The 26,588-nt window shown below is 61.4% G+C and carries 26 protein-coding genes; 6 read left to right on the plus strand and 20 right to left on the minus strand.

The genetic code is table 11. From position 1 onward, the window contains the following. Positions 1-202 precede the first annotated feature (202 nt). A complete protein-coding gene (gene katG / locus AB8A33_RS27560; RefSeq protein ID WP_439095666.1) occupies positions 203-2,380 on the plus strand; it encodes a catalase/peroxidase HPI in 2,178 nt (725 codons plus the stop codon). Positions 2,381-2,544: 164 nt separating this feature from the next. Beyond that, positions 2,545-3,150, plus strand: coding sequence for a glutathione S-transferase family protein (locus AB8A33_RS27565; RefSeq protein ID WP_439095667.1), 606 nt, complete (start codon positions 2,545-2,547; stop codon positions 3,148-3,150). A 140-nt stretch (positions 3,151-3,290) separates the two neighbouring features. On the opposite strand, the gene fabI is transcribed toward AB8A33_RS27565, so the two are convergent. The 3 genes from fabI to fabA form a co-directional block, all read right to left on the minus strand. Further along, positions 3,291-4,100, minus strand: coding sequence for an enoyl-ACP reductase FabI (gene fabI, locus AB8A33_RS27570; protein ID WP_439095668.1), 810 nt, complete (start codon positions 4,098-4,100; stop codon positions 3,291-3,293). A gap of 4 nt (positions 4,101-4,104) precedes the next feature. Continuing rightward, a complete protein-coding gene (gene fabB, locus AB8A33_RS27575; RefSeq protein ID WP_439095669.1) occupies positions 4,105-5,331 on the minus strand; it encodes a beta-ketoacyl-ACP synthase I in 1,227 nt (408 codons plus the stop codon). A gap of 82 nt (positions 5,332-5,413) precedes the next feature. Further along, positions 5,414-5,953 (minus strand): bifunctional 3-hydroxydecanoyl-ACP dehydratase/trans-2-decenoyl-ACP isomerase, encoded by a 540-nt coding sequence (gene fabA / locus AB8A33_RS27580; RefSeq protein WP_439095670.1) that lies wholly within the window; start codon positions 5,951-5,953, stop codon positions 5,414-5,416. Positions 5,954-6,261: 308 nt separating this feature from the next. Between fabA and irrA the strand changes: the two genes are divergently transcribed. Then, positions 6,262-6,750 carry an iron response transcriptional regulator IrrA gene (gene irrA, locus AB8A33_RS27585; protein ID WP_089263317.1) on the plus strand — a complete coding sequence of 163 codons (489 nt, stop codon included), beginning with the start codon at positions 6,262-6,264 and terminating at the stop codon, positions 6,748-6,750. A gap of 22 nt (positions 6,751-6,772) precedes the next feature. Here irrA and AB8A33_RS27590 read toward each other — a convergent pair whose 3' ends face one another. Then, a complete protein-coding gene (locus AB8A33_RS27590; RefSeq protein WP_439095671.1) occupies positions 6,773-7,600 on the minus strand; it encodes an SGNH/GDSL hydrolase family protein in 828 nt (275 codons plus the stop codon). Beyond that, positions 7,567-8,094 carry an SH3 domain-containing protein gene (locus tag AB8A33_RS27595; RefSeq protein ID WP_068730049.1) on the minus strand — a complete coding sequence of 176 codons (528 nt, stop codon included), beginning with the start codon at positions 8,092-8,094 and terminating at the stop codon, positions 7,567-7,569. The genes AB8A33_RS27590 and AB8A33_RS27595 overlap by 34 nt, the downstream gene beginning before the upstream one ends. A 224-nt stretch (positions 8,095-8,318) precedes the next feature. Here AB8A33_RS27595 and AB8A33_RS27600 point away from each other — a divergent pair, with 224 nt between their 5' ends. Further along, positions 8,319-9,320, plus strand: a complete 1,002-nt coding sequence (locus AB8A33_RS27600) for a 2-hydroxyacid dehydrogenase (protein WP_439095672.1) — start codon at positions 8,319-8,321, stop codon at positions 9,318-9,320. A 26-nt stretch (positions 9,321-9,346) separates the two neighbouring features. On the opposite strand, the gene trmB is transcribed toward AB8A33_RS27600, so the two are convergent. The 11 genes from trmB to tsaB form a co-directional block, all read right to left on the minus strand. Continuing rightward, complete coding sequence (gene trmB / locus AB8A33_RS27605; RefSeq protein WP_439096083.1) at positions 9,347-10,105, minus strand: tRNA (guanosine(46)-N7)-methyltransferase TrmB; 759 nt, start codon at positions 10,103-10,105, stop codon at positions 9,347-9,349. Positions 10,106-10,182: 77 nt separating this feature from the next. Beyond that, complete coding sequence (locus AB8A33_RS27610; protein ID WP_068730045.1) at positions 10,183-10,599, minus strand: helix-turn-helix domain-containing protein; 417 nt, start codon at positions 10,597-10,599, stop codon at positions 10,183-10,185. 273 nt (positions 10,600-10,872) lie between these two features. Continuing rightward, positions 10,873-12,480, minus strand: coding sequence for an apolipoprotein N-acyltransferase (gene lnt / locus AB8A33_RS27615; protein ID WP_439095673.1), 1,608 nt, complete (start codon positions 12,478-12,480; stop codon positions 10,873-10,875). Then, a complete protein-coding gene (locus AB8A33_RS27620) occupies positions 12,477-13,592 on the minus strand; it encodes a hemolysin family protein (protein WP_439095674.1) in 1,116 nt (371 codons plus the stop codon). Before AB8A33_RS27620 ends, lnt begins: the two co-directional genes overlap by 4 nt. A gap of 1 nt (position 13,593) precedes the next feature. Beyond that, positions 13,594-14,106, minus strand: coding sequence for an rRNA maturation RNase YbeY (gene ybeY / locus AB8A33_RS27625; RefSeq protein ID WP_068730038.1), 513 nt, complete (start codon positions 14,104-14,106; stop codon positions 13,594-13,596). A gap of 65 nt (positions 14,107-14,171) precedes the next feature. Continuing rightward, complete coding sequence (locus tag AB8A33_RS27630) at positions 14,172-15,227, minus strand: PhoH family protein (RefSeq protein ID WP_068730036.1); 1,056 nt, start codon at positions 15,225-15,227, stop codon at positions 14,172-14,174. A 4-nt stretch (positions 15,228-15,231) separates the two neighbouring features. Beyond that, the gene (gene miaB, locus AB8A33_RS27635; protein WP_439095675.1) at positions 15,232-16,650 is read right to left on the minus strand and encodes a tRNA (N6-isopentenyl adenosine(37)-C2)-methylthiotransferase MiaB; all 1,419 of its coding nucleotides are present in this window, start codon (positions 16,648-16,650) and stop codon (positions 15,232-15,234) included. Positions 16,651-16,754: 104 nt separating this feature from the next. Further along, positions 16,755-17,459 carry an HAD family hydrolase gene (locus AB8A33_RS27640; RefSeq protein WP_439095676.1) on the minus strand — a complete coding sequence of 235 codons (705 nt, stop codon included), beginning with the start codon at positions 17,457-17,459 and terminating at the stop codon, positions 16,755-16,757. Positions 17,460-17,472: 13 nt separating this feature from the next. Continuing rightward, entirely contained in the window at positions 17,473-17,925 is a 453-nt protein-coding gene (locus tag AB8A33_RS27645; protein WP_068730031.1) for a Fur family transcriptional regulator, read from the minus strand. Between the two features lie 42 nt (positions 17,926-17,967). Next, entirely contained in the window at positions 17,968-18,453 is a 486-nt protein-coding gene (gene rimI, locus AB8A33_RS27650) for a ribosomal protein S18-alanine N-acetyltransferase (RefSeq protein ID WP_439096084.1), read from the minus strand. Next, on the minus strand, positions 18,453-19,148 hold the full coding sequence (gene tsaB, locus AB8A33_RS27655) for a tRNA (adenosine(37)-N6)-threonylcarbamoyltransferase complex dimerization subunit type 1 TsaB (RefSeq protein WP_439095677.1): 696 nt from the start codon (positions 19,146-19,148) through the stop codon (positions 18,453-18,455). Before tsaB ends, rimI begins: the two co-directional genes overlap by 1 nt. A 379-nt stretch (positions 19,149-19,527) precedes the next feature. Here tsaB and AB8A33_RS27660 point away from each other — a divergent pair, with 379 nt between their 5' ends. Then, positions 19,528-21,207 (plus strand): methyl-accepting chemotaxis protein, encoded by a 1,680-nt coding sequence (locus AB8A33_RS27660; protein WP_439095678.1) that lies wholly within the window; start codon positions 19,528-19,530, stop codon positions 21,205-21,207. 74 nt (positions 21,208-21,281) lie between these two features. On the opposite strand, the gene AB8A33_RS27665 is transcribed toward AB8A33_RS27660, so the two are convergent. The 4 genes from AB8A33_RS27665 to murJ form a co-directional block, all read right to left on the minus strand. Then, entirely contained in the window at positions 21,282-21,851 is a 570-nt protein-coding gene (locus AB8A33_RS27665; RefSeq protein ID WP_439095679.1) for a NifU family protein, read from the minus strand. Between the two features lie 135 nt (positions 21,852-21,986). Further along, positions 21,987-22,481 (minus strand): universal stress protein, encoded by a 495-nt coding sequence (locus AB8A33_RS27670; protein WP_439095680.1) that lies wholly within the window; start codon positions 22,479-22,481, stop codon positions 21,987-21,989. Positions 22,482-22,637: 156 nt separating this feature from the next. Further along, positions 22,638-23,690: a tryptophan--tRNA ligase gene (trpS, locus tag AB8A33_RS27675; protein WP_439095681.1), complete on the minus strand. Its 1,053-nt coding sequence runs from the start codon at positions 23,688-23,690 to the stop codon at positions 22,638-22,640. A 93-nt stretch (positions 23,691-23,783) separates the two neighbouring features. Continuing rightward, positions 23,784-25,334 carry a murein biosynthesis integral membrane protein MurJ gene (gene murJ, locus AB8A33_RS27680; RefSeq protein WP_439095682.1) on the minus strand — a complete coding sequence of 517 codons (1,551 nt, stop codon included), beginning with the start codon at positions 25,332-25,334 and terminating at the stop codon, positions 23,784-23,786. A gap of 160 nt (positions 25,335-25,494) precedes the next feature. Here murJ and AB8A33_RS27685 point away from each other — a divergent pair, with 160 nt between their 5' ends. Then, a complete protein-coding gene (locus AB8A33_RS27685; RefSeq protein WP_439095683.1) occupies positions 25,495-26,496 on the plus strand; it encodes an adenosine kinase in 1,002 nt (333 codons plus the stop codon). Positions 26,497-26,588 lie beyond the last annotated feature (92 nt).

Consider the following 26,588-nt stretch of genomic DNA (forward strand, 5'->3'; position numbering starts at 1 on the left):
ATTCGACTGGACCTGATCTAAGAATTCTTCCAATCTCTCGTCACGAAATCCGATTAGGGTGAGCGCCAAGCTCGCCGAGGAATTCGGCAGACAATTGAAATTAGACAGCTTTTGGAAAATTTGAGCGGGTTTTTGAAGGCGATCCGGTGTGTCGGTGTTGCCTGGGACGGCTCATATTCCAAACAGCCAGAAGGAGAGACTGATGGACACGACGAATGAGAATGGTGCCGGCAAGTGCCCCGTTGCGCATGCCCCCGCTGCCCGGGCCAATCGTGACTGGTGGCCGAACAAGCTAGACCTGTCGATTCTCCACCAGCACTCGTCGCTGTCCGATCCGATGGGCGATGCGTTCAACTACGCCGAGGAATTCAAGAAGCTCGATTACGAGGCGTTGAAAAACGACCTGCGCAAGCTGATGACCGATTCGCAGGACTGGTGGCCGGCTGATTTCGGACATTACGGTCCCCAGTTCATCCGCATGTCGTGGCACGCCGCCGGTACCTATCGGCTCAGCGATGGCCGCGGCGGTGGCGGTCGCGGTCAGCAGCGTTTCGCTCCGCTCAATTCCTGGCCGGACAACGTCAACATCGACAAGTCACGCCGCCTCCTGTGGCCGATCAAGCAGAAATACGGCAACAAGATCTCTTGGGCCGACCTGCTGATCCTGACCGGCAACGTGGCGCTGGAGACCATGGGTTTTCGCACCTTCGGTTTCGCTGCCGGTCGTGCCGACGTCTGGGAGCCTGATCAGGACGTGAACTGGGGTTCCGAAACCACGTGGCTGTCCCACCGACCGCTCGACAAGTTCGAAGCTCCGCTGAGTGCCACCGAGATGGGCCTCATCTACGTCAATCCGGAAGGTCCCGGTGCCAACGGCGACCCGGTGTCTGCCGCCGCCTTCATCCGCGAGACCTTCAAGCGCATGGCGATGAACGACGAGGAAACCGTGGCTCTAATCGCCGGCGGTCACACATTCGGCAAGACCCATGGCGCTGCGCCTGAGTCACACAAGGGTCCGGAGCCTGAAGCTGCCGGCCTGGAAGCGCAGGGTCTGGGTTGGGCGAGCAATTACGGCACCGGATCCGGTGCAGATGCCGTCGGCAGTGGCATCGAAGTCACCTGGACGCAGACGCCGGCGCAGTGGAGCAATTTCTTCTTCGAGAACCTGTTCAAATATGAATGGGTCCAGACCCGCAGCCCCGGTGGCGCCATCCAGTGGGAAGCCAAGGACGCCGAGCCCGTCATCCCCGACGCGCATGATCCATCGAAGAAGCACAAGCCGACCATGCTGACGACGGATCTGTCCCTGCGTCTGGACCCGGCCTATGAGAAAATCTCACGCCGCTTCCTGCAGAATCCGCAGGCCTTCGCCGACGCTTTCGCCCGCGCCTGGTTCAAGCTGACCCATCGCGATATGGGTCCGCGCGTCCGTTATCTCGGTCCGGAAGTGCCCAGGGAAGAGTTGATCTGGCAGGACCCGATCCCTGCAGTCGACTATCCGTTGATCGACGATACCGACGTCGCTGCGCTCAAGGCCAAGCTATTGGCCTCGGGTCTGACCGTGTCTGAATTGGTCAGCACGGCCTGGGCTTCGGCCTCCACCTTCCGTGGCGGTGACAAGCGTGGCGGTGCCAACGGCGCGCGCGTTCGTCTGGCCCCTCAGAAGGACTGGGAGGTCAACCAGCCGGCTCAGCTAGCCAAGGTGTTGCAGGTGCTCGATGGAATCCGGAAGGAGTTCAACGCGGCGCAATCCGGTGACAAACAGGTTTCGCTTGCCGACCTGATCGTCCTCGGCGGCAGCGCGGCGGTCGAGAAGGCCGCGAAGGATGCTGGCCTGGATGTGACCGTTCCGTTCTCTCCGGGACGCGGTGACGCTTCGCAGGCGCAAACCGATGTGGAATCCTTCGAGGTGATGGAACCCGTCGCGGATGGCTTCCGTAACTACCTCAAGGGAACGTCTGCCGTGCCGGCCGAAGTATCCTTGGTGGATCGCGCGCAATTGCTGACGCTGACTGCTCCGGAAATGACGGTTCTCGTCGGCGGCCTGCGAGTACTTGGTGCGAATTCCGGGCAGTCCGTGCGCGGTGTCTTCACCAAGACACCGGAGACGCTGACCAACGACTTCTTTATCAACCTGCTCGACATGAGCACGGAGTGGAAGGCGGTCGATGGCTCGAACAACGTGTATGAGGGACGTGATCGCAAGAGCGGCGAAGTCAAGTGGACCGGTACACGCGCCGATCTGGTCTTCGGTTCGCACTCGCAGCTGCGTGCCTTCGCGGAGGTCTATGCAAGCGCCGACGCCAAGCAGAAGTTCGCCGAGGACTTCGTGGCGGCCTGGGCCAAGGTCATGAACGCGGATCGCTTCGATCTGGTGTGATAGATACCTAACCGTAAAGTCGAAGCCCTCGCGACATCGTCGCGGGGGCTTTTTCTTTTCACGAAACGTGGTCGAATGCGCGATACGACCATATGCACAGCCCTTGCACCCTCGTCCGAATCTGCGCACAACAGGCAAATAATTCTGCCGAGGGAGAATTTGCGATGATGAAACTCTACTGGTCGCCACGCTCGCGCTCATTTACGGCATTGTGGCTGATGGAAGAGACCGGCGTCGCCTATGAGCGCATGCTCACCGACATCACCACCGGTGCACAGCGCACGCTGGAATTCCTGACGGTCAATCCGATGGGTAAAGTGCCGGCGCTGCAGGATGGCGACGCGACCATGGCGGAAGCCGCCGCAATCTGCACTTATGTGGCCGAACGATATCCGGAAGCCAGGTTGGCGCCGCCGGTCGGCGATTCGCATCGTGCAAAATATCTGTACTGGCTGTTCTTCGCACCGAGCTGTATCGAACCGGCCATCGCGCAGATTGCAACCAAGATGGAATTGAGTTCGGTAGCCGCCGGTTGGGGCGATGCACAGCGCGTGTTCGATGTGCTCGAAGCGGCACTGGAAACGGGCCCCTGGATTCTCGGCGAGAACTTTTCCGCGGCCGACATCGCGATCGGCTCGGGGCTGAACTTCGCGGTGCGCGCGTTCAAGATGGTGCCGTCGCGACCGGCCTTCGATCGCTATCTCGATCGCTGCGCCGCGCGTCCGGCGTTCCAGCGCGCACAGGAATATGCGTCGGGCGAGAAGGTATGAGACGAGTCAGTTCACATCATGTCTGTCGTCACCCGGCTTGACCGGGTGGTCTAGTATCCGGCGGCGGCTGTGATCAATCAGTGAAGTGAGAGTGGGTCGCCCGCTTTTGCGGGCGACGACAGTCTGAGAGGTCGCGCTCGTTACTCCGAAGCCGCGTCTGCCTTCAGCGCATCCGGATGCGGCATCGAGATGATGTTGTAGCCGGAGTCGACGAAGTGCGTTTCGCCGGTTACGCCGCCGGAAAGATCCGACAGCAGATACAGCGCAGTGCCGCCGAGTTCTTCCAGCGTCACGCCGCGGCCGAGCGGCGAATGTTTCTGCTGGAATGCGAACATCGCGCGGGAATCGCCGATGCCCGAGCCGGCCAGCGTGCGCACAGGCCCGGCAGACACCGCATTGACGCGAATGCCTTGGCGGCCGAAGTCCGACGCGAGATAGCGTACTGAAGCTTCGAGCGCGGCCTTGGCGACACCCATCACATTGTAGTTCGGCATCACGCGGGTCGATCCGCCGAAAGTCAGCGTGATCATGGCGCTGCCAGGCTTCATAATTTCCGAGGCGCGCTTGGCGACTTCGGTGAAGGAGAAGCAGGAGATTACCATGGTGCGCGAGAAATTGGCGCGCGTGGTGTCGGCGTAACGGCCCTTGAGTTCGTTCTTATCGGAGAAACCGATGGCGTGGACTAGGAAATCCAACCCGCCCCATTTCTCCTTGATCGCAGAGAACGTAGCATCGACGCTGGCGATGTCCTCGACGTCGCAGGGCAGGATCAGATCCGCATTGAGCGATTCCGCCAGCGGCTTGACGCGCTTGCCGAGTGCATCGCCCTGATAGGTGAACGCCAGTTCGGCGCCCTGCGCATGCAGTGCCTTGGCGATTCCCCACGCGATTGAATGATCATTGGCGACGCCCATGATCAGTCCGCGCTTGCCCCGCATCAGTGATGGCATCGCGTTATGCATCCATCCGCTTGAAGACCAGCGTGGCGTTGGTGCCGCCGAAGCCGAAGGAATTCGACAGCACAGTGCCGACCTTCACATTGTCGATGCGCTTGCGCACGATCGGCATGTCGGCGAACACCGGATCGAGTTCGGTGATGTTGCCGCTCTCGCAGATAAAGCCATTCTGCATCATCAGCAGCGAGTAGATTGCTTCCTGTACGCCGGTGGCGCCGAGCGAGTGGCCGGTGAGGGCCTTGGTCGCCGAGATTGGCGGGCATTTCTCGCCAGTGCCAAACACGTTGCGGATCGCCTGCATTTCCGGCGGATCGCCGGCCGGCGTCGAGGTCGCATGCGGGTTGATGTAGTCGATCTTGATGCCGCCGGTGGTGGCCAGCGCCATCTTCATGCAACGCTCGGCGCCTTCGCCCGATGGGGCGACCATGTCGTAACCGTCCGACGTGGCGCCGTAGCCGATGATTTCGCCATAGATCTTGGCGCCGCGTGCTTTCGCGTGCTCGAGTTCTTCGACAACGACAACGCCGGCGCCGCCAGCGATGACAAAGCCGTCGCGGCTGACGTCATAGGGACGCGAAGCGGTGGAGGGCGTGTCGTTATACTTCGATGACATCGCGCCCATGGCGTCGAACAACACCGAGAGTGACCAGTCGAGTTCTTCGCAGCCGCCGGCAAACACGACGTCCTGCTTGCCCCACTGGATCATCTCATAGGCATTGCCGATGCAGTGGTTCGAGGTCGCGCAGGCGGACGAGATCGAATAGTTCACGCCCTTGATCTTGAACCAGGTGGCGAGCGTCGCAGAAGCGGTCGAGGACATCGCCTTCGGCACAGCGAACGGGCCGACGCGCTTCGGGCCCTTGCTGCGGGTGATATCGGCGGCTTCGACGATCGTGCGCGCGGAAGGCCCGCCCGAGCCCATGATGATGCCGGTGCGTTCGTTGGAGATATCGGACTGTTCGAGGCCGGAGTCCTGGATCGCCTGTTCCATGGCAATGTGATTCCATGCGGCGCCTTCGCCGAGGAACCGCATCGCGCGGCGGTCGATCACATCGACCGGATTGATGGTCGGTGCGCCTTGCACCTGCGAACGGAAACCGAGCTCTGCATATTTGTCGGCGCGCGTGATGCCCGACTTTGCCTCATGGAGGCTCGCAAGCACTTCCTGAGTGTTGTTTCCGATAGATGAGACAATGCCCATCCCCGTGACGACAACCCGCCTCATGATCGCCTCGCCCTTTGAATTACGTTGTTGTGGAACTGACGGTCGCCCCCTCGGAGACCGCCGTTGAATAGCACCCGGTAGATCACGTTCCCGGCTGCAATGCGGCAGGTGCTTCCTGCTTGAACAGGCCGACCTTCAGGTCCTTGGCGCGATAGATAATCTCGCCATCGGCCGAAAGCGAGCCGTCGGCAATCCCCAACCACAATTTTGAACGCATCACCCGTTTGATATCGATGGTGTACACGACCTTTTTGACACCAGGCAGAACTTGGCCGGAAAACTTCAGTTCGCTCAGCCCCAGTGCCCGTCCGGGACCGATGCCTCCCGACCAACCCAGAAAGAAGCCGACCATCTGCCACATGGCGTCGAGGCCGAGGCAGCCCGGCATCACCGGATCGCCCTTGAAGTGGCAACCGAAGAACCAGAGGTCCGAATTGACGTCGAGTTCAGCACGCACGAGACCTTTACCGAATTCGCCGCCATCAGCCGTGATCTCGGTGATGCGGTCGAACATCAACATCGGCGGCAGCGGCAATTGCGCGTTGCCGGGTCCGAACAGCTCGCCGCGGCCGCAGGCCAGCAGGTCTTCATATGCGTAGCTGTTGCGTTGTTCCTGGATCATGCCGGCTTTCTGGGTCCATCGATGGTGGTGGCTACCCGGGTCGAGTCGCCACATATAGAATTGTTCCAAATCAGACGGGAACTTGCCCCGGTTGGGCGCTCTCTATCATAGGCTTATGGGGCGGCAAAGCGCCGGATCGCCTGCTTTTGGCGGTCTATTGACCATGTTGCGATGCACTGCGGAAGCCTCCCCCTCTGATGCATGGCTCCTAGTTGCGAAAACCTTGCATCTGAAGCCCCGCCTTTCTATAATAGAGGCCTAATTCAGTGTTCTTTTAGAGTGTGAACGGCAGGATTACTGACGTGGATATGAGCGACAGCGTTTCAGTTCTGGATGACGCAGCTGCGGTTGCGGAAATCAATCATGGCCGTCAGCCGGCTTTGACTGGTTGCCCGTGGCATGACGTCAACGAGATGCTGCAGTCGGTCGGCCTGCGTCCCACCCGTCAGCGCATGGCGCTGGGTTGGCTGCTGTTTGGCAAGGGCGCCCGCCATCTCACTGCGGAAATGCTCTACGAGGAAGCGACCCTCGCCAAGGTACCGGTGTCGCTCGCAACCGTCTACAATACGCTCAATCAGCTCACGGATTCCGGCCTGCTCCGTCAGGTCAGCGTCGATGGTACGAAGACTTATTTCGATACCAACGTGACCTCGCATCACCACTACTATCTCGAGAACAACCACGAGCTGGTCGATATTCCGGACCAGAATCTCGTGCTGACCAAGATGCCCGAAGTCCCCGAGGGCTTCGAGATCAGCCGCATCGACATGGTCGTTCGTCTGCGCAAAAAGCGCTAACGGCTCTATCCAGATTCTGAAGTTATTTGCGCCGCCGAACCGTTTTCGGCGGCGTTTGCTCGCCAGCTGCAGCCGTCGCCACGATCGCACGCGCCAGTGCACGACCTATGCATTCGTAGCCGGCCGCGGAATTGTGTAGTCCGTCCCAGGCCGTCAGCGCTCCCATCGAGAGCCCTGCGTCCACCGCACGGCGCATCAGCTCGAAGCGCGAGAACTGCGGCACGCGTTCCTGCCGGGCGGCGTCAGCTATGCTCGTCTGCATCTTGGAATACTGCGATGCGAGAATGACCGGCGCGTATTGTTGATCCATCAGGATCACATCGGCCCCGTCAGCCTTCAGCAGGCGGATGCCCTCGACGATCCTGCCGGTCAGGCTGTCTGCGCTTTGCAGCCAGGTCACGTCATTGGTGCCGATCTGCCAGATCACCAGATCCGGGCGATGCGCCAGCACATCGCGATCGAAGCGCGCGATATTGCCGGGGATCGTATCGGCGTTAAGTCCGCTATTGATGACCTCCAGCCGTAAATCTGGCCTCAGACGTCGCAGCTCGCTCTGCAGCATGCCGGGGTAGGTTTTGGCGGGGTCGGATTGCCACAGGCCGAGCGTCGAGGACGAGCCCATGGCGACAATCTTCAGCGGGCCACCGGTTTTGAGCGCGGCCGCGGTGCGCGGAAGGGTCGCATCACCAGACAGCCGCTGATCCACAGCTAGACACATCTCAGTGGCGGATTGCGCACGAGCCGGGCCGGACCATGACAGCGCTGCAGCGCCGATCAGTGCGCCGGCGCAGGCCAGGCTCCCGATGCGGGATGCGCTCAGTTCACCTTCTCGTCGGCGTAGACGCCCCATAGCCGCTGCTGTTCGATCCAGCCGTCAAAGCCGTTGCCGATCACCCGGCACCAGCCATTGTTACAACGCTTTACCTGCGCCACAACGCCGGCCTGCAGCCGGGCCGCAACAGCGCTGGTCGCATCCGGATTGTCATAGATCGAGGCGAGTTCGTCCTTGGATTTCATGGTCACAACCGCGGTGCGACGGCCGGACAGCAGCGAGTGATAGACCCAGCCTTCGGCGCCCTCGGAATCGCGGACGCGGCGCCAGTTCTCGTATTCGGCGGTGATCTCCACCGGCAGGCCGGAGCGGGTATAGACCCAGGCGACATCGTTGTCCTTGGTGGGGCCGGCGCGGACATTAACGTGATCCGACTTGAGGCTGACGTAGCGCGGCACCGGCAGGCCGCTGGCGCCCAGCGGGGTGTCCTTGGCAGCGAGAGCCGGATCGATTGCTGCCGCGATCAGAGTACCCATCGCCAACATCGCACACGCAAATCGCCGGAACGCCATCAACCCCACCTCAACCCAATCCAAAGAACGCAAGTGTCGCCGCGCCGCACGCGCCTGTTGGGTTCTTGTTTTGGCTCGGTCTTCTGCTAGAGAGGACCGAAGGCCAAGGCACCAAAAAGGGTGTCGGGGAACCCGAGGAAACGGTGAATTCGCGGCTGCGGCAGTTTCGAACAACCGGGTTAATGCGGACTGAACGGATTAGCCAAAGCGCGAGTGAGCAGGACATGTCGGTCAAGAAAAAGCCTCTCGTCGTCGTCACGCGCAAGCTGCCGGACTCGATCGAGACCCGCATGCGCGAATTGTTCGACGCGCGCATCAATCTCGACGACATACCTCTGACGCCCGAGCAACTGGCCGAAGCGACCCGCACCGCCGATGTGCTGGTGCCGACCGTCACCGACGAAATCACCAAGGAACTGCTCGAGCATCCCGACTGCAAGCTCAAGCTGATCGCCAATTTCGGCAACGGCGTCGACAATATCGACGTCGTCGCTGCGCACGCCCGCGGCATCACCGTCACCAACACGCCGAAGGTGCTCACCGAGGACACCGCCGACATGACCATGTCGATGATCCTCGCGGTGCCGCGCCGGCTCATCGAGGGCGCGTCGATTTTGACCGAGGGCAAGGACTGGCAGGGCTGGTCGCCGACCTGGATGCTGGGCAAGCGGCTCGGCGGCAAGCGGCTCGGCATCATCGGCATGGGCCGCATCGGCCAGGCCGTGGCGCGCCGCGCCCGCGCCTTCGGGCTGCAGATCCACTATCACAACCGCAAACCCGTGGCACCGAAGATCGCCGAAGAACTCGGTGCGACCTATTGGGACTCGCTCGACCAGATGCTGGCGCGCATGGACATCATCTCGGTGAACTGTCCGCATACGCCGGCGACGTTTCATCTGCTGTCGGCACGCCGCCTCAAGCTGATCCGCAAGGACGCCTATATCGTCAACACCGCGCGCGGCGAGGTGATCGACGAAGAGACGATGATCAAGCTGATCGAGTCGGGCGACATTGCCGGTGCCGCGCTCGACGTGTTCGAGCATGAGCCCGCGGTGAGTCCGAAACTGGTGCGGCTCGCGCGCGCCGGCAAAGTCGTGCTGCTGCCGCATATGGGCTCGGCGACGATCGAAGGCCGTGTTGAGATGGGCGAGAAAGTCATCATCAACATCCGCGCCTTCCTCGACAATCATAAGCCGCCGGATCGTGTACTGCCGAACATGCTGTAAGGCGCGGCATCTATGCGACGCTAGATTTACGAGATCAGCTTGAAAATCAGATAGGCCGCGATACGACCCTCACGCGTGGCTTTGCGGCCGTAGCGTGTCATGGTGTAGTTCGACCATGGCAGGCGCCAGTCATCGGCGCGCTCTGCGGTCCAGATGAAATCTGGCGATCGCGACACATGCCAGAGTGTCCACGCGACGTAATCCGGAATGTCATGCACGAAACGAAATTCGCCTGACGACTTCAGCACGCGCGCCATCGCAGCCAGTGTTGCGTCCTGCACGAAACGGCGCTTCCAGTGACGCTTCTTCGGCCATGGATCCGGATGGATCAGGTCGATGCGTGACAGCGATTGCGCCGGTGCCCATGTGAGAAGTTCGGCGGCGTCGCCGGCGACGAGGCGGATATTCCCGATATTCTGCGCCTCGATCTGCGTCAGAATCTTCGCCATGCCGTTGATATAGGGTTCGCAGCCGATGAAGCCGATGTCAGGATGCGCCAGCGCTTCCGCGACGAGATGCTCGCCGCCGCCGAAGCCGATCTCCAGACGGACGGTCTCGACGTCTGTACCGAACAGCGTGCGAAGATCGTCAGGCGCGGGATGTGCGATGTCGACGGTGAGTGCCGGCAGCAGCGTCGCCATCAGGTCGGCCTGATGATCGCGTAGCTTGTGGCCCTTGCGGCGCCCGAAGAATGAGCCGGTATAGTGGCCGCTCTCGGCAGGCGTGGACGCACCCGCGTCAGCTGGGTCGTCGTGATCGTTATGGTCGGAATCGGCTGTGGTCATCGCGCGCGAGTGATACAGCCGAAACGCCATCGGCGCCATCAGGCGCGATGACGTTTTTCCGTTGAAATACCGTGATTCTAGCGCTGATCCGGGGCTTCGCGCGAAGCAATCTGCTCGACCAGGTCGACGATGCTGCGGCGGAGCTTCGCATCGGTGATGCGCGTGAAAGCGCGGGTCAGAGCGAGGCCTTCGGAGGTAGCGAGGAAGTCCGAGACATATGCAGGCGAGGAGGCTTCAGCGAAGCCTTCGCCGTTATGGATCGCACCGGGGCCGCCTTCGAACAGGAACGATACGGGGACCTGCAGGATTTCCGAAATCTGCTGCAGCCGGCTGGCGCCGACGCGGTTGGTGCCCTTCTCGTATTTCTGAACTTGCTGAAACGTCAGACCGAGGGCTTCGCCCAGCTTTTCCTGACTCATGCCGAGCATAATGCGCCGCATGCGCACACGGCTGCCGACATATTTGTCAACAGGATTGGGCGCTTTCGTCGACATCTCAATTACTCCTGGATCACATCAAGGGAGACGGATCATGCATGGCAATCCCGTCATTAGGTCGGCTTCGGTTGTAACCAAAGGTATCCTAGTGGATTATAACAACCGCACAAATTTTCCTAAGCGGAAAATTTAAGCCACTGCATGTTTATTTCTCAATAGGTGAGAAATAAAGCTAACAAAGCTAGCTTAAAAAGCAATCACATTGGGGCGGTTGTTCGGTAGGCGGCGAAAGCTGGCTCGCAAACTATACCAAATGCTTCAAGTCTCGCGCTAGTGGCGTGCCGGCGTGCGCCGCCGAACAGCGAAAATGATCGCGAGCGCGACGAACATCGCGGCGGGAATATCGCCGATTTTCGAGTAGACCGTCGGCGAAATGGCCGCCGGCAATCCTGAATCCAGCACGCCTTCGACACCGAGATCGAGCCGCGCGATCACGCGGCCGACAGGGTCGACCACGACGGAAATGCCGGTGTTCGCAGCGCGGACTAGCGGCAGGCCTTCCTCGATGGCGCGGACGCGGCTTTGCTGCAGGTGCTGATAGGGGCCGGTAGAAATGCCGAACCAGCCATCGTTGGTGAGATTGACGATCCAACCCGGCCGATCGTTACGCGTGGTGATATCGTCCGGGAAAACCGCCTCGTAGCAGATCAGCGGCAGCATGCGAGGCGCGCCGGGAATTTCCATTGGCTTCCGGCGCGTGCCGGGAATGAAGCCGCCATGGACTTTGGTCAATTGCTGGAAGCCGATCTTCTCCATGAAGCTCTGGAACGGCAGATATTCGCCAAACGGGACGAGATGAAGCTTGTCGTAGGTCGACAGGATGCTGCCGTCATGGTCGATCACATAGATCGAATTATAGGCCTGCGTGATGCGCGCGCCGAGCGGCGCATCCGGCGGGCGCACGGCTCCGGTGACCAGCACGGTGCCCTTCGGCAGCAGATTGGCGATCTGCGCCATCGCATCGGGTTCGCGCGACAGGAAGAACGGGAATGCGGATTCCGGCCAGATCAGAATATTGGCTGCGCCGACGCCTGAATTTTGTGGACCGGTCGCGCGGTCCGACAGTGCAAGATATCTGCTCATCACGTCCGCCTTCGCGGAATAGTTGAAGCGCGTGTCCTGCGACAGATTCGGCTGCATGATGCGCAGCTTCACATTGGCAACCAGTTGCGTCGGCGTGCGCGATAGCCGGGCCATGCCATAGGCGCCCATCACGACGAGCAGTACCAGCGCAAGCGCCGGCGCCAGCCATGGCCGCTGCGTGCGCGAGCGGCCGTCGATCAGCACCGCAGGCGATGCAAAGATCGCGACGGCGACAAATGTCAGCCCCCACAGGCCGATCAGCGACGCGCTCTGCGCCAGCGCGAGCGGTTCGGTGAGAGCGTAGCCAAACGCATTCCAGGGAAAGCCCGTCAGTACATGACCGCGCAGCCATTCGCCGATCGTGAGACTCGCCGCGAGCGCGAAGATGCGGCTGGCGTCCTTGGTCCAGAGCAGACGCGCCAGCGCGAAGCCGATCGCGGTGAACAGCGCGAGATAGGCGGGCAAGCCGCAGATCGCGGCAGGCAACAGCCATGCGAAGGTCTGCGCGTCGACGAGGAAAGCGTAGCCGATCCAGTATAGGCCCGGCACGAAATAGCCGAAGCCGAACCACCAGCCGGCCATGGCCGCGGCCGGAATGCCGCGCATCTTGCCTGCGGCAGCGCCATCGATCAGCCAGACGACGACGGGGAACGTGATGAACAGTACCGGCCAGGCGTTGAACGGCGCCATCGCCAGCGATGACAACGCGCCCGCCAGCAAGGCGATGCCTGCGCGCTTCCAACCCCATGCGAGAATGATGCTGAGTGCGACAGAGCGCAGGCTGCGTGATGTCACGGCGTACCCGCGTTATCGCCTGGCGGAGGCGTATTCACATTATCATTGGACGGTGCCGCGCCGGCGTCCGACGTCGTATCGCGGCGGCGCGGTTCGCGGGCGCGGGGCGCAGGCCGCTCCTTGCGGGGCCCGACGCGCAGTCGCTTGACGCGGCGCGGATCGGCATCAAGCACTTCGATCTCGAAATTGCCAGGGCCGGAAATCACCTCGCCGCGCACGGGCAGCCGTCCGACATGGGTGACGAGATAACCGCCGAGCGTTTCGACTTCCTCGCCGTCCTCGCCGGTCTCGAATTCTTCGCCGATCATGGCGCGCACATCATCGAGGCTGGCGCGTGCATCAGCGATGAAGCTGTCGCCCTGCCTGACGATGGATGGCGGCTCGTCGCTGTCATGCTCGTCGTCGATCTCGCCGACGATCTGCTCGACGATGTCCTCGATGGAGACGAGGCCGTCGGTGCCGCCATATTCGTCGACAACGAGTGCGAGATGGATGCGGGCTGCCTGCATCTGCGCGAGCAGATCGATGGCGCGCATCGATGGCGGCACGTAGAGCAGCTTGCGGATGATGCCGGTCTCGACGACGGTCTGGGCCAGATCGACCGAACGCAGATCGAGGCCCGCGGGAAACACTTTCTTCTTCTTGGCCGTCGACGGCACGACGTTGCGCGCCTTCACGGTCATGTATGCCAGCAGGTCGCGGATATGGACGATGCCGACGGGATCGTCGAGAGTTTCGTTGAATACAACCAGGCGCGAATGCGCCGCGCTCTCAAACAGGCCCATCAATTCGCCGAGCGAGATGTCCTGCTTCACCGCGATAATATCGGCGCGATGCACCATGACGTCGGCGATGCGGCGCTCGTTGAGTCCCAGAATATTGCGCAGCATCGTGCGCTCGATGGTGGAGAAGCCGGTCTCGTCCGGCGCGGAGGCGTCGAGCACGACTTGCAGGTCGGCACGCACCGAGCCCGGCTTCCAGCCGAACAGGGAGCGGATCGCGCGGGTCAGCCAGGTCTCCGACGTCGGGCGCATGACCTCGCCGTCGTGAACCACCGCAGGCAGATTGCTTGAGGTTTTCGAATGATCGTTTCTAGTGTCGCCGTCCGGCATCTCAGGTCACCCGATCCTGATCTGCATAGGGGTCCGGGATTCCAAGTGTCGCCAGGATCTCGCGCTCCAGCGCTTCCATCTCTTCGGCCTCGTCGTCCTTCTCATGGTCGTAACCGACCAGATGCAGAAAACCGTGAATGGCGAGATGGCTGAGATGATTGGTGAAGGTCTTATCTTCCTCGTCAGCCTCGCGGCGCGTGGTCTCATAGGCGATCGCGATGTCGCCCAGCATGCGCGGCATATCATCGGGCTCGTCCGCGCCTTCGGGTGGCTGCAGCGCCGGGAATGACAGGACGTTGGTCGGCTTGTCGATGCCGCGCCAGTTCTGGTTCAGCGTACGGATGCCCGCATCGTCGGTGAGCATGATGGCGAGTTCGGCGTCGGCCGTGTCGGTATCGACCATGGCAGCGGCGGCTTCGATGGCGCGGTGAATCACGGCGTCGGCATCGGCCTCCGCGGACCAGCAATCGGCGACAACAAGAACCTCTGTCGCGGGAGATGAATAGGTCGGCATCGGTATCGAACTTCTTTCGCGAACGGACCCGATCCCGGGTCCGTCGTCAGCGTATGAGTGTGTCATCAGGTCTTGGTGGCGACCGCCTTCTGCGGCGTTCCTTCGTAAGCGGCGACGATGCGGGCCACGAGTTCATGGCGGACCACGTCCTCGCCGGTGAATTTCACCTGCGAGATGCCTTGCACGCCGTCAAGCAGACGCGCGGCTTCGGCGAGACCCGAGGTCTGGCCGTTGGGCAAGTCAACCTGCGAGGGATCGCCGGTGATGATCATGCGGCTGTTCTCGCCGAGACGCGTCAGAAACATCTTCATCTGCATCGACGTAGTGTTCTGCGCTTCGTCGAGGATGATCGCCGCATTGGTCAGCGTGCGCCCGCGCATGAACGCAAGCGGCGCGATTTCGATTTCGCCGGTCTGCAGTGCGCGCTCGACAATGCGCCCGTCCATCAGGTCATACAGTGCGTCATAGATCGGGCGCAGATACGGATCGACCTTCTCGCGCATGTCGCCGGGAAGGAAGCCCAGGCGTTCGCCGGCTTCCACCGCCGGACGCGACAGGATGATGCGATCGACTTCCTTGCGCTCGAACAGCATCGCCGCCTGCGCAACCGCAAGCCAGGTCTTGCCGGTACCGGCGGGGCCGATGCCGAACACTAGCTCGTTGCTTCTCAGCGCGCGGATATAGGCGTCCTGCGTCGCGGTGCGGGCACGCACCGGGCGCTTGCGCAGATTGATGGTGTCGAAATTCGAGGCGGCTGCTTTCGACCCCTTGGGATCGAACGGAAATAGCGTGCCTTGCGCCAGTGTCGCGCGGATCGTGCCTTCGACATCGCCGGGGGCAAGGTCATGGCCCTGCACCGCCTGCGCATACAGCGTTTCAAGCACGCGCCGGGCGGCATCGCAGGCGTCGCGGGTACCGGTGAGGGTGATGTGGTTGCCGCGGGAATCGACGACGACATTCAGCCGGCGTTCGATGATCGCGAGGTTCTGGCCATAAGGCCCGACCAGCGAAGAGGCCGCCCGGTTGTCATCAAAGTCGATGACGACCTGCGTCTCGGCCTGCGGTGGAGTATCGAGTTTACGAACAGCGAGCGTAGACGAATCCGATGCGCTTTTGGCCAAGAATTCAGGCTCCCGTGACGGTGTGAGAACGGACTGGCTGCAACACTGGTGGTACTGGAGAACTAGCAACTGGAGGTGATGTGAGGCTGCCGAGCAGGCTGTAGCGCTCGAGGCTCTCAATGGTGACCGGAAGCACCTGGCCGATGATGTCGTCAGAGGCCATCACGTGGGCCGGCTGCAGGTAAGCGGTGCGGCCGACGATTTGGCCGGGATTGCGCGCGGGGCGTTCGAACAGCACATCCACAGTGCGTCCAATCGTGGCCGCGTTGAAGGCCGATTGCTGGCTGTCGATCAGGTTCTGAAGCCTCACCAATCGCTCGTCCATGTCGGCCTGTGACACCGTCTCCTGCAAATCCGCGGCCGGCGTTCCCGGACGCGGCGAATACTTGAACGAATAAGCGCCAGCGTATCCGATTTGTGTGACGAGTGCGAGCGTGGCCGCAAAATCTTCCTCGGTCTCGCCGGGGAAGCCCACGATAAAATCGGAAGTAAAAGCAATGTCTTGCCGCGCGTCGCGAAAACGGTCGATGACGCGGCGATAATCTTCGGCTGTATGTTTCCGGTTCATAGCCGCCAGAATCCGGTCGGAACCCGACTGCACCGGCAGATGCACGAACGGCATCAGCTCCGGCAAATCGCGATGCGCCGATATCAGCGTGTCCTCGACGTCGCGAGGATGGCTGGTGGAATAGCGCAGCCGGGCGATGCCGGGAATTTTTGCGACGCGATAGAGCAGTGTGCCCAGTGCCCACGGGCGGCCGTCGGGGCCGTCGCCGTGATAGCCGTTGACGTTCTGGCCGATCAGCGTGATCTCGCGCACGCCATTGTCGGCGAGCCGCTGCACATCGTCGATGATTTTCGCCACCGGGCGCGAGACTTCGGAGCCGCGGGTATAGGGCACCACGCAGAAGGTGCAGAACTTGTCGCAGCCTTCCTGCACGGTGACGAAAGAAGAAATGCCGCGGGCGCGAATCGCTGCCGGCTTCGGCGGTGGCAGGAAGCCGAACTTGTCCTCGACCGGAAATTCGGTGTCCAGCGCGCGGCCGCCAGCTTTCGCCTGTTTCAGCAGCGCCGGCAGGTTGTGATAGCTCTGCGGCCCGACCACGACATCGACCACAGGCGCGCGGCGAATGATCTCGTTACCCTCGGCCTGTGCGACGCAGCCGGCGACGACGACGTTCATCTTGCGCCCGGCCTGCGCGGCTTCAGCCTTGGCCACGCGCAGCTTGCCGAGCTCCGAATAGACCTTCTCGGACGCCTTCTCGCGGATGTGGCAGGTGTTGAGGATCACCAGATCCGCGTCGTCGGCATTGGCCGTCTCGACGAAGCCTTCTGGCGCCAGCGTGTCCACCATGCGCTGGGCATCGTAGACGTTCATCTGGCAGCCGTAGGATTTGATATGCAGCTTGCGCGGCGCGGTCATGGAACCTGTGATGGGCTGGAAATGCGCTTGCTGCGCAGCGCTCAATTATAGGCTAACGCCCGGGAAATCCAGCATTTCTGCAAAATATAAGGCCGCGCAAGGACTTAAGGGAGTCCGGCTGGCTCGCCAGCCAATGCGCCCCTGGCCACGAGGCCCGGCAGTTGTCGCATATCGTCGAATACGAGATGGGCCCCAGCGGCCGTCAGGGCTGCCGCGGTGGCCGGGCTGCAGTGGCCGCCGCCGTGATAGCCGAACACGGTCATGCCGGCTGCGATCCCCGCCGTAACGCCGGGAATGCTGTCCTCGATCACGACACAGCGCTCCGGCACGGCATTCATCTGCGCGGCGGCAAACAGAAACAGATCGGGCTGCGGCTTGCCGCGCTCGACCTGCAGAGCGGAAAACAGATGCGGATCGAAACGGTCGAGCAGCCCGGTCGTAGTGAGGCTGCTGCGAATGCGTGTCGGTGTACCCGAGGACGCCACGCAAGCCGGCTGTGACAATATTGCGAGCGTCTCGGCGATATGCGGGATCGGCTGCAGCTTCGCGCCGAACACCTCGTCGATCGTGGCTTTCAGCGTCGCGGTGTAGTCATCGGGCAGCACGCGGCCGAGCTCGGTCTCGACTTCCAGGCGCGCCTCGCGCGCGGACCGACCGAGGAAACGCTCATGCACCTGATCGGCGGTGATGGGATAACCGAACTGTGTCAGGACATCCGCGTGGACGACGCAAGCGAGGGACTCACTGTCGACGAGCACGCCGTCACAATCGAAGATGACGAGATCGAAGCGCGAAGAAACTGAACTCACTTGGTTGATTCGCTCACTTGGTGGTTTTGTCCTCGTCGAGCGGCACGCAGTACAGCTCCAGCCGGTGATCGACCAGCTTGTAACCGAGCTTTGCGGCGACTTCAGCCTGCAATTTCTCGATCTCTTCAGACGTGAATTCGATGACGGTCCCGTCGCGCAAGTTGATCAGATGATCGTGATGGCTGTCACGCATCGTCTCATAACGCGCGCGACCTTCGCGAAAGTCGTGACGTTCGATGATGCCAGCATCTTCGAACAGCTTCACCGTGCGATACACCGTCGAGATCGAGATCTTGTCATCCACCGCAACGCAGCGGCGATACAGTTCCTCGACATCGGGATGATCGTCGGCTTCCGCCAGAACGCGCGCAATCACGCGGCGCTGTTCCGTCATGCGCATGCCGGTCGCGGCGCAGCGCGCCTCGATACCAGCAGACTTCATCGCAGATGATTTCAGTGCAGTCATGATCCGGATCCCATCGTGACTTCTTTTGCCACTCCGCAGGCGTCAGGACAAGTCGCGGCGCATCACCAGCGCATTCAATTCCGCTCCATCCGCTTCCTTATAATAGCGTTCGCGGCGTCCCGCGACTGCGAAGCCGGTTCTGTCATAAAGCCGCCGCGCCGGTTGATTGTTTTCCTCAACTTCGAGGAACACCGTACGGACGCCGCGGCCGGCGAGGTGACCGAGATGGGTGAGAAACAGATCGCGCGACAGGCCGCGACCACGATGACCGGGCGATACGGCAATTGAGAGAATCTCGGCCTCATCGGCCGCGATTCGCGAGACGGCGAAGCCGATGAGGTGGCCGCGCAGCTTCAGCCGGTGCACGAGCGTGTTTTGTTCGCGCAGCATCTGCTCGAACTCGCCGGCACCCCAGCCGCGATGGAACGATGCCGCATGCAATTGTGCGAGTTGTCGCGCGTCGCGCAATGTCGCGGGCTCGACCACGGCCTTGCCGCGGCCGAACAGGCGCGACCACCAAGCGGGCATCATGACGCGGTTTGTGCGGCCTGTTGCATCAGGCTGCTTTGCGGCTTGGCGTCGGGTGCGCGCAGATAATAGGGACGCGCCAGCGCGGTCTCCGGATTTACGGCAGCGCCGAGCCAGGCCACCCATGAGATTTCGGGAGCGGGCTGCATGTCGACGCGCAGCGGCGCCGGTGCATCGGACGGCCAGCGCGCGGCAATGATCTCGGCGGCATTACCGACCAGATAGGGTGCGCCGAACTGAGCGGACTCGAGGGCCTCGTCGATAGGAATGACGCCCGGCCGCACCAGCGAGGTGCCGTTACCACTGACGACCTGGAAATAGACATGGTCATGCCGCGCATCGATGGCGGCGATGACGGGTGCATCCATGTTCTCGCTGACGACGGGCGCTGCAAAGGCCGTCAGCGTGGTGATGCCGACCACAGGCTTGCTCGCCGCCAGGCCAATGCCGCGCGCCGCCGACAGGCCGACGCGCAGGCCGGTGAAGCTGCCGGGGCCAGTGGTGACGGCAATGCGGTCGAGGTCGGCGAAGGCGATGCCCGAGCCCGCCATGACGCGCCCGAGCAACGGCATCAGCGCCTCGGCATGACCGCGCTTCATCGGCATGGACTCATGCGCAATGAGCTTGCTGGTACGGGTATCGAGGATGCCTGCGGCACAGGCGTCGAGGGCGGTATCAATGGCAAGGATCAGCATAAAAGAGACGCTACCACGGCTTGCGAGGATTTGCGTCTGCCACTCGCAGAATATCGCTCCACGCGCAATGGCGCTGTGATTCGCGTTGCTGTCGGAGAGCGGGCGACAGCTTTGGCGTGCATACGCAACTCGCTTTCTCATAAAGATATTTTCAAAAGATGCGGTGGCGAGATGACGAAAGTTCCCGTGAGCGAAATGGGCTGGTGGAATAGATGCAGTTTCGCTCTGGTTTAAAGCTTCACTTAATAAATTCTTCGGAGATCGATGAGATAAGCATACCGTTCGAAAGCGACATTTGGCGGATGCCCGTCGCTTTCATGCGGGCTGAAATTATTCGTCTAATTTTTTGAATACGATTATATTTATGGGAGGCGATCCGATGCTGCATTGGTTGAGCAGTTCAGAGGCGCGCGAGGGGCTGGCCTTGGCGGCAGCGATCAAAAAATCGCAAGCTGTGATCGAGTTCAGCGCTGACGGCACGATCCTCGGAGCCAATCGCAACTTTCTGTCCGCCCTTGGATATACGCTGGAAGAAATCGTCGGCAAGAACCACGGCATGTTCGTGACGCCGGAGATGAAGAGCAGCGCGGAATATCGCGCGTTCTGGAGCAACCTCAATCGCGGCGAATACCAGGCCGGCGAGTTCAAGCGTCTCGGCAGAGGTGGCAAGGAAGTCTGGATCCAGGGCTCCTACAACCCGATCCTTGGTGGTGATGGCAAGCTCCTGAAAATCGTCAAGTTTGCCATGGATACAACTGCAGTGAAAATCCGCAGCATGGATGATGCCGGCAAGATCGCAGCCATCGGTCGTTCGCAGGCTGTCATCGAGTTCAGGCTCGATGGGACGATTGTCACGGCCAACGACTTGTTCCTGAATGTCATGGGTTACAATCTCGCGGAAATCGAAGGCAAACATCACAGTATGTTTGTCGATCCTGCGACGCGCGACGGCGCGGCCTATCGCGAATTCTGGGCCAGCCTCAATCGTGGTGAATATCAGGCCGCCGAATACAAGCGGATCGGCAAGAACGGCAAAGAGGTCTGGATTCTCGCGACCTACAATCCAATCCTTGATGAGACAGGCCGGCCAATCAAGGTGGTCAAGTTCGCGTCCGACGTCACCGAACAGAAGCTGCGCACGGCGAATTTTTCAGGCCAGATCGAGGCCATCGGCAAGTCGCAGGCCGTGATCGAATTTAACATGGATGGCATCGTTCTCAGCGCCAATGAGAATTTTCTGGGTGTGCTCGGCTACGCACTCTCGGAAATACAGGGCAAGCACCACAGTATGTTCGTTGTGCCGAGCGAGCGCGACGGTGCGGACTATCGCGAATTCTGGGCGGCGCTCAAGCGTGGTAACTATCAGGCGGCGGAGTACCAGCGGATCGGTAAGGGCGGCAAACAAGTCTGGATACAGGCTTCGTACAATCCGATTCTCGATCTCAATGGCAAGCCGTACAAGGTCGTGAAGTATGCCGCCGACACCACGGCGCAGGTGATCGCGCGCATGAAGAGTGAACGCGTCCGCGCGATGATGGAATCGGTCGCCGCCGGCGCAGAGGAACTGAACACGTCGGTGCGTGAAATCTCTGAAGCTATGATGAAATCAAAGACCACGGCGATGTCTGCCGTGGGCAAGGTCGAGTTGGCGGACGATCAAGCGCAGCGTCTCAGTTCCGCGGCGCAAGCCATGAGCGGCATCGTCGAACTGATCGGCAATATCACCGGCCAGATCAATCTGCTGGCGCTCAACGCGACGATCGAATCCGCCCGGGCGGGTGAAGCCGGACGCGGCTTCGCCGTGGTGGCCTCCGAGGTGAAGAATCTTGCCAATCAGGCGAAGCAGGCGACTGACAAGATCGCCAGCGAGATCGGTAGTCTGAACGGGATTTCTGGCGATGTGGTCGACGCGCTGAACGCGATCAAGCAGGAGATCCAGAACGTCAGCGAATATGTGACTGCAACAGCGGCTGCGGTTGAGGAGCAGAGCACGGTGACGAATGAAATGTCGTCGAGCATGCAGCGCGCCGCAGAAGAAGCCGCAAGCATCGGGCGCTAAGCGAAGGCTGTTCCAGAAACGAAAATGCCCGGGATTGTCCCGGGCATTTTTTATGTGTCGGGCTGCGACCGAACTTACATCGGGCGGACTTCGATCACGTCCGGCACGAAATGCTTCAGCAGGTTCTGGATGCCGTGCTGCAGGGTTGCTGTCGATGACGGGCAGCCGGCGCACGAGCCCTTCATGTTCAGATAGACGATACCGTCCTTGAAGCCGCGGAAAGTGATATCGCCACCGTCATTGGCCACGGCCGGGCGCACGCGAGTCTCGATCAGGTCCTTGATCGTGTCGACGGTCTCGGCATCAGCCTCGTTGAAGAACTCGGCCTCGTCGTCGGAGATCACGTCGCCGCTCACACTGCCGTCGGCCATCAGCGGCGCGCCGGACATGTAATGCTCCATGATGGCGCCGAGGATCGCCGGCTTGAGGTGCTGCCAGTCGCTGTCGTCCTTGGTCACGGTGACGAAGTCGGAGCCGTAGAACACGCTGGTGACGCCCTTCACGGCGAACAGCTTTTCGGCCAGCGGCGAACGCGTTGCGGCTTCCGCGGAGGTGAATTCCATGGTGCCGCTGTCGAGTACGTCGCGGCCGGGAATGAACTTGAGCGTGGCGGGATTGGGGGTAGCTTCGGTCTGGATGAACATCGGTCTCTCCTGCGTCGCCGGTTCAAGGCCGGCGCGTGAGTATCCCTAGCAGATGGCGACGAAAAACGCACGATCAAGGCGCGAAATCGCCGAATTCGGCCTATTTTGCAGCCCCTTAGCCGTCTGAGAGGGTGGTTACGACAGCGCGTCGATGTCGAGGTCGTTCAGGGCGCCCGACACGATGACGACCGGCACCGGGAAAGAGCCGACTAGCTTGGCCATCATAGTGACGATCGGGCCGGGACCTTCCGCGCCGGCCGATGCAGCCAGCACCAGCATGGAAATATCGACGTCCTTGTCGATCACGTCGAGGATCTGCTCGGTGGGGTCGCCCTCGCGGATCACGCGTTCGGGCGTGATCGCAGCAATACCGTTGGCGCGGCCGGAGGCGCGGTCCAGCGCGGCATTAGCGCCTTCTTCCGCTTCGGCGCGCATGATGTCGGCAACGCCGAGCCATTGCTGGTTGCGATCCTCGGTCTCGATGATGCGCAGCATCACTACACCACCGCCGACGCGGATGGCCCAGCGGCTGGCGTAATACACCGCGCGATCCCATTCCTCGCTGTCATCGACGACCACGAGACATTTCGGCTTGTGGCCGCTTTCATAACTACGTCGCTGGGTGCTCATGCATGTCCCGATGCTGTGGCGCGTATGATGCGCCAGAATGTGAGCGGCTTGGCAATGACGTCATGCTGCCACGGCGCAGCCGCGTTCGACAAGCGCGACGCAGAGAGCATCTGCGTCGCGTCGATTGTGGCGGAGACAAGGAAAGCGACGAGGGAATTACCGCTTGTGGACGAAGCCGATGATGTCCTTCACGGACTTGATGGTTTCGGCGGCAATCACGCCGGCGCGTTCGCCGCCATCGGCCAGAACCTGATCGACATAGGCCAGATCGGATGTCGTCAGCCGCTTCATTTCACCGGCGATCGGTGACAGTTTTTCGACAGCGAGATCGACGAGGCTCGATTTGAAGCCGGAAAACTGCGCGCCGCCGAATTCGCCGAGAATGTCAGCCTTCGACCGGTTGGACAGCGCTGCATAGATGCCCACGAGATTGTCGGCCTCGGGACGCGGCTCCAGGCCTTTCTCTTCCGATGGCAACGGTTCCGGATCGGTCTTCGCCTTGCGGATCTTTTGCGCGATCGTATCCGCATCGTCCGTGAGGTTGATGCGCGAATTATCCGACGCATCCGACTTCGACATCTTCTTGGTGCCGTCGCGCAGGCTCATCACGCGTGTTGCCGGACCGGTGATGACGGGCTCGGGCATCGGGAAGTAGGGACCCTCGTGGCCCTGCGCAGCAATGGACTCCGAGAAGTCGTTGTTGAACTTCTGTGAGATGTCGCGGCACAGTTCGAGGTGCTGCTTCTGGTCCTCGCCGACCGGCACATGCGTCGCGCGATACAGCAGGATGTCCGCAGCCATCAGCACCGGATAGTCGTAGAGACCCACAGACGCGTTTTCGCGGTCCTTGCCGGCCTTCTCCTTGAACTGCGTCATGCGGTTCAGCCAGCCGAGGCGAGCGACGCAGTTGAAGATCCAGGCCAGCTCGGCGTGGCCGGACACCTGGCTCTGATTGAAGATGATCTGCTTCTTCGGATCGATGCCCGATGCGATGAAGGCTGCAGTCACTTCACGGGTGTTGCGGCGCAATTCATCGGGGCCGCCCCACACGGAAATCGGCACGGTGACGGCATGCATATCAACCACGCAGTAGATGCAATTATGCGTCTCTTGCAGTTTGACGAAATTCACGATCGCGCCAAGATAGTTGCCGAGGTGGAGATTGCCCGTCGGCTGGACGCCCGAAAAAACCCGTTGAGTAAAAGCCATCGTCTAGTTCCTGTGCGCCCGTGGTGGAATGCGGGCCAAGGGGCGTGACTTGCCATAGGCGCCGGGCGGCGTCCATTGCCAATGTGACCATGGCTAGATGGCAGGTGCCTTCTTGAGGGCGCCGCGGACCTCGGCCCAGCGCACTGCGCCGGTGAGCGCGAGCAGTGCTGCGTAGATTGCCAGCCCAGAAGCGATCAGGAGGCCCAGCACGCTCGCTCGTACCAAGCTGTGGGCCTGCACCGTCCAGGGCAAGACAATATACGCGGCGAGCCATAGCAGCCCGCCCATGACCAGCGAGGACAGGACGATGATCGGCAGCCGACGTTTTGCATCATGGTCGAGTGAGAAGCCGAAAGCCGCTGCGCTCCGGAGGATCAAAAAGGCCGCGCTGCTCCACGCCGCCAGAGCGATCGCCGCTGCGATGCCGCTCGCACCGAATGGCCTATTCAAAACCAGTGCGGAGATGATCGCGACGAGCAGACCGATGAGCGTTGCCAGCAGCGGCGTCGTCGTGTCCTCGCGTGCGAAGAAGGCGGGCGACAAGGCTTTCACAAGCACCTGAGCGGGCAGGCCTAAAGCCAGCCATATCAGCGCACTTGCAGTCGAGGTCGTGTCGCTCGCGCTGAACGCGCCGTGTTGGAACAGAAGCTGCACGATGAGATGGCTCAATATCATCAATCCGAGCGTAGCCGGCAACGCGAGGCCGATCGCGAGTTCAAACCCGCGCGATTCCGCCTGCGCGATGGCCGCGTGATCGTCCGATCGTACGGCGCGCGTCAATGCGGGGACCAGCACAGTGCCCATGGCCGTGCCGACGATGCCGAGCGGCAGTTCGATCAGGCGGTTGGCGAAATACAGCCACGACACGGCCGCCGGAGTCGTCGATGCGATGATTGCGCCGGTGACGATGAGAAGCTGCGGTCCGGAATTGGCGATCATGCCGGGCAGCGCTTTGCGAAAGAAGCCGCGCATCTCGCTATCGAGCGACAGCCGCAAAGGCGCCGCAAGATTGCCGCTGGATTTCCGCAAGATCAGCATCAGCAACTGCAGTAACCCGGCAATGCCGACAGTAGCCGCCGTGGCCATAGCGGCAGTATCTGGCTCTTGCCGCCACACCAGCAGTAGGGTCATGACGGCGATCAGGGCGATGTTGAAGAGCAGCGGCGAAAATGCGGTCAATGCGAAGCGCTGCTGCGCATTCAGCAGTCCCATCATGACTGTGACGGGGCCGGCGAAGGCGAGATAGGGCAGCATCAATCGCGCATTGTCGACGGCGAGCTGCAGTGTCGGCTGGCCGACGAAACCCGGGGCAAGCAGTGCGATCACGAGCGGCATCGCAAAGCCGATCAGGATCGTCGCGACGATCAGCGCAACGCTGATGGTGCCGAGCACACGACCTGCAAAAGCTGTGGCTGCGACGGCACCCTGCGTTGTCTGGATGCGCAGCCAGGCCGGAATCAGCGCGGCATTCAGTGCGCCCTCGGTGAGCAATCGCCGGATCACGTTGACCAGCTGAAACGCCACCAGAAAAGCATCCGCGATCGGACCTGCGCCTAGCAGCGCGGCGACCATCGCGTCGCGGGCGAAGCCCAGCAACCGCGATGCCAAAGTGCCTGTGGAAACGGTCAGGATGGAACGGATCATAGAACCATCGTAAAGGGCTGTCCTTGCTGGCGCGGGGCAGAACGTGATAGTCGCTGCAGCCATCAAACCGGCCTTTACCGACGGCTCAACTTGGGCGACCGCGAGACGAGTTGAAACGGATTTTCAGCCTCATCGCAATTGCCGCAACGGGATATTCTTAATGACCTCAGCGAAATATGACGTGCTCGGAATCGGCAATGCGATTTTCGACGTGCTGGTGCAGGCCGATGACAAGTTTCTCGCCGCACATGAGATGACCAAGGGCGGTATGGCGCTGATCGACGAAGCCCGCGCCACTGCGATCTACAAGGCGATGGGCCCTGCCACCGAAATGTCCGGCGGTTCGGCCGCCAATACCATCGTCGGCCTCGCCAGCCTCGGCGCCCGCGCGGCCTATGTCGGCAAGGTCAAGGATGATCAGATCGGCACGCTCTACACCCACGACATCCGTGCTGCCGGCGTTGCGTTCGACACCAAACCCGCCACCGGCGGTCCGGCTACTGGCTGTTCCTACATCCTGGTGACGCCCGATGGCGAGCGCACCATGAACACCTATCTCGGTGCTGCGCAGGATCTGACGCCCGACGATATCGACGCCGCTGCAGTCGCGGCCTCGTCGATCGTCTATCTCGAAGGTTATCTGTGGGATCCCGCCAGCGCCAAGGAAGCCTTCGTGAAGGCCTCGAAGATCGCTCATGAGGCCAAGCGTCAGGTCGCATTGACGCTGTCGGACGCGTTCTGCGTCGGCCGCTATCGCGCAGAATTTCTCGACTTGATGCGCTCGGGTACCGTCGATCTGATCTTCGCGAACGAGGCTGAACTGACCTCGCTCTACGAAACCACGGATTTCGATGCGGCGCTCAAGCAGCTCGGTCAGGACACCAAGCTCGGCGTCGTCACCCGCAGCGAGAAGGGCTGTGTCGTGACATCGGGCGATGGCGTCGTTGCAGTGCCTGCACACAAGATCGAGAAGCTCGTCGATACCACCGGTGCAGGCGATCTGTTCGCGGCGGGCTTCCTGTTCGGCCTGGTGCGCAACGCCGGCTATGAAAATGCCGGTAAGCTCGGCGCGATGGCCGCCGCCGAAGTCATCCAGCATATCGGCGCGCGCCCGCAGGTGTCGCTGAAGAACCTAGCTGGCAAGAACGGGTTGCCGGTTTAAGGTGTTGTTCCCTCCCCCTTGCGGGGAGGGTGGCCGGCCTCAGGCCGGATGGGTGGGGGTGCTACACGCGCTGTAGCGTTTGTTGCGCCCCA

The sequence above is a fragment of the Tardiphaga sp. 813_E8_N1_3 genome (assembly GCF_051811025.1).
GTDB lineage: Bacteria > Pseudomonadota > Alphaproteobacteria > Rhizobiales > Xanthobacteraceae > Tardiphaga.

Excerpts from the sequence above, each read along its gene's own strand:
- katG (WP_439095666.1), top strand. The coding sequence starts at position 203 with ATGGACACGACGAATGAGAATGGTGCCGGCAAGTGCCCCGTTGCGCAT.
- AB8A33_RS27565 (WP_439095667.1), top strand. The coding sequence starts at position 2,545 with ATGATGAAACTCTACTGGTCGCCACGCTCGCGCTCATTTACGGCATTG.
- fabI (WP_439095668.1), bottom strand. The coding sequence starts at position 4,100 with ATGCCATCACTGATGCGGGGCAAGCGCGGACTGATCATGGGCGTCGCC.
- fabB (WP_439095669.1), bottom strand. The coding sequence starts at position 5,331 with ATGAGGCGGGTTGTCGTCACGGGGATGGGCATTGTCTCATCTATCGGA.
- fabA (WP_439095670.1), bottom strand. The coding sequence starts at position 5,953 with ATGATCCAGGAACAACGCAACAGCTACGCATATGAAGACCTGCTGGCC.
- irrA (WP_089263317.1), top strand. The coding sequence starts at position 6,262 with ATGAGCGACAGCGTTTCAGTTCTGGATGACGCAGCTGCGGTTGCGGAA.
- AB8A33_RS27590 (WP_439095671.1), bottom strand. The coding sequence starts at position 7,600 with ATGGGGCGTCTACGCCGACGAGAAGGTGAACTGAGCGCATCCCGCATC.
- AB8A33_RS27595 (WP_068730049.1), bottom strand. The coding sequence starts at position 8,094 with ATGGCGTTCCGGCGATTTGCGTGTGCGATGTTGGCGATGGGTACTCTG.
- AB8A33_RS27600 (WP_439095672.1), top strand. The coding sequence starts at position 8,319 with ATGTCGGTCAAGAAAAAGCCTCTCGTCGTCGTCACGCGCAAGCTGCCG.
- trmB (WP_439096083.1), bottom strand. The coding sequence starts at position 10,105 with ATGACCACAGCCGATTCCGACCATAACGATCACGACGACCCAGCTGAC.
- AB8A33_RS27610 (WP_068730045.1), bottom strand. The coding sequence starts at position 10,599 with ATGTCGACGAAAGCGCCCAATCCTGTTGACAAATATGTCGGCAGCCGT.
- AB8A33_RS27620 (WP_439095674.1), bottom strand. The coding sequence starts at position 13,592 with ATGCCGGACGGCGACACTAGAAACGATCATTCGAAAACCTCAAGCAAT.
- ybeY (WP_068730038.1), bottom strand. The coding sequence starts at position 14,106 with ATGCCGACCTATTCATCTCCCGCGACAGAGGTTCTTGTTGTCGCCGAT.
- miaB (WP_439095675.1), bottom strand. The coding sequence starts at position 16,650 with ATGACCGCGCCGCGCAAGCTGCATATCAAATCCTACGGCTGCCAGATG.
- AB8A33_RS27645 (WP_068730031.1), bottom strand. The coding sequence starts at position 17,925 with ATGACTGCACTGAAATCATCTGCGATGAAGTCTGCTGGTATCGAGGCG.
- rimI (WP_439096084.1), bottom strand. The coding sequence starts at position 18,453 with ATGCCCGCTTGGTGGTCGCGCCTGTTCGGCCGCGGCAAGGCCGTGGTC.
- tsaB (WP_439095677.1), bottom strand. The coding sequence starts at position 19,148 with ATGCTGATCCTTGCCATTGATACCGCCCTCGACGCCTGTGCCGCAGGC.
- AB8A33_RS27660 (WP_439095678.1), top strand. The coding sequence starts at position 19,528 with ATGCTGCATTGGTTGAGCAGTTCAGAGGCGCGCGAGGGGCTGGCCTTG.
- AB8A33_RS27665 (WP_439095679.1), bottom strand. The coding sequence starts at position 21,851 with ATGTTCATCCAGACCGAAGCTACCCCCAATCCCGCCACGCTCAAGTTC.
- AB8A33_RS27670 (WP_439095680.1), bottom strand. The coding sequence starts at position 22,481 with ATGAGCACCCAGCGACGTAGTTATGAAAGCGGCCACAAGCCGAAATGT.
- trpS (WP_439095681.1), bottom strand. The coding sequence starts at position 23,690 with ATGGCTTTTACTCAACGGGTTTTTTCGGGCGTCCAGCCGACGGGCAAT.
- murJ (WP_439095682.1), bottom strand. The coding sequence starts at position 25,334 with ATGATCCGTTCCATCCTGACCGTTTCCACAGGCACTTTGGCATCGCGG.
- AB8A33_RS27685 (WP_439095683.1), top strand. The coding sequence starts at position 25,495 with ATGACCTCAGCGAAATATGACGTGCTCGGAATCGGCAATGCGATTTTC.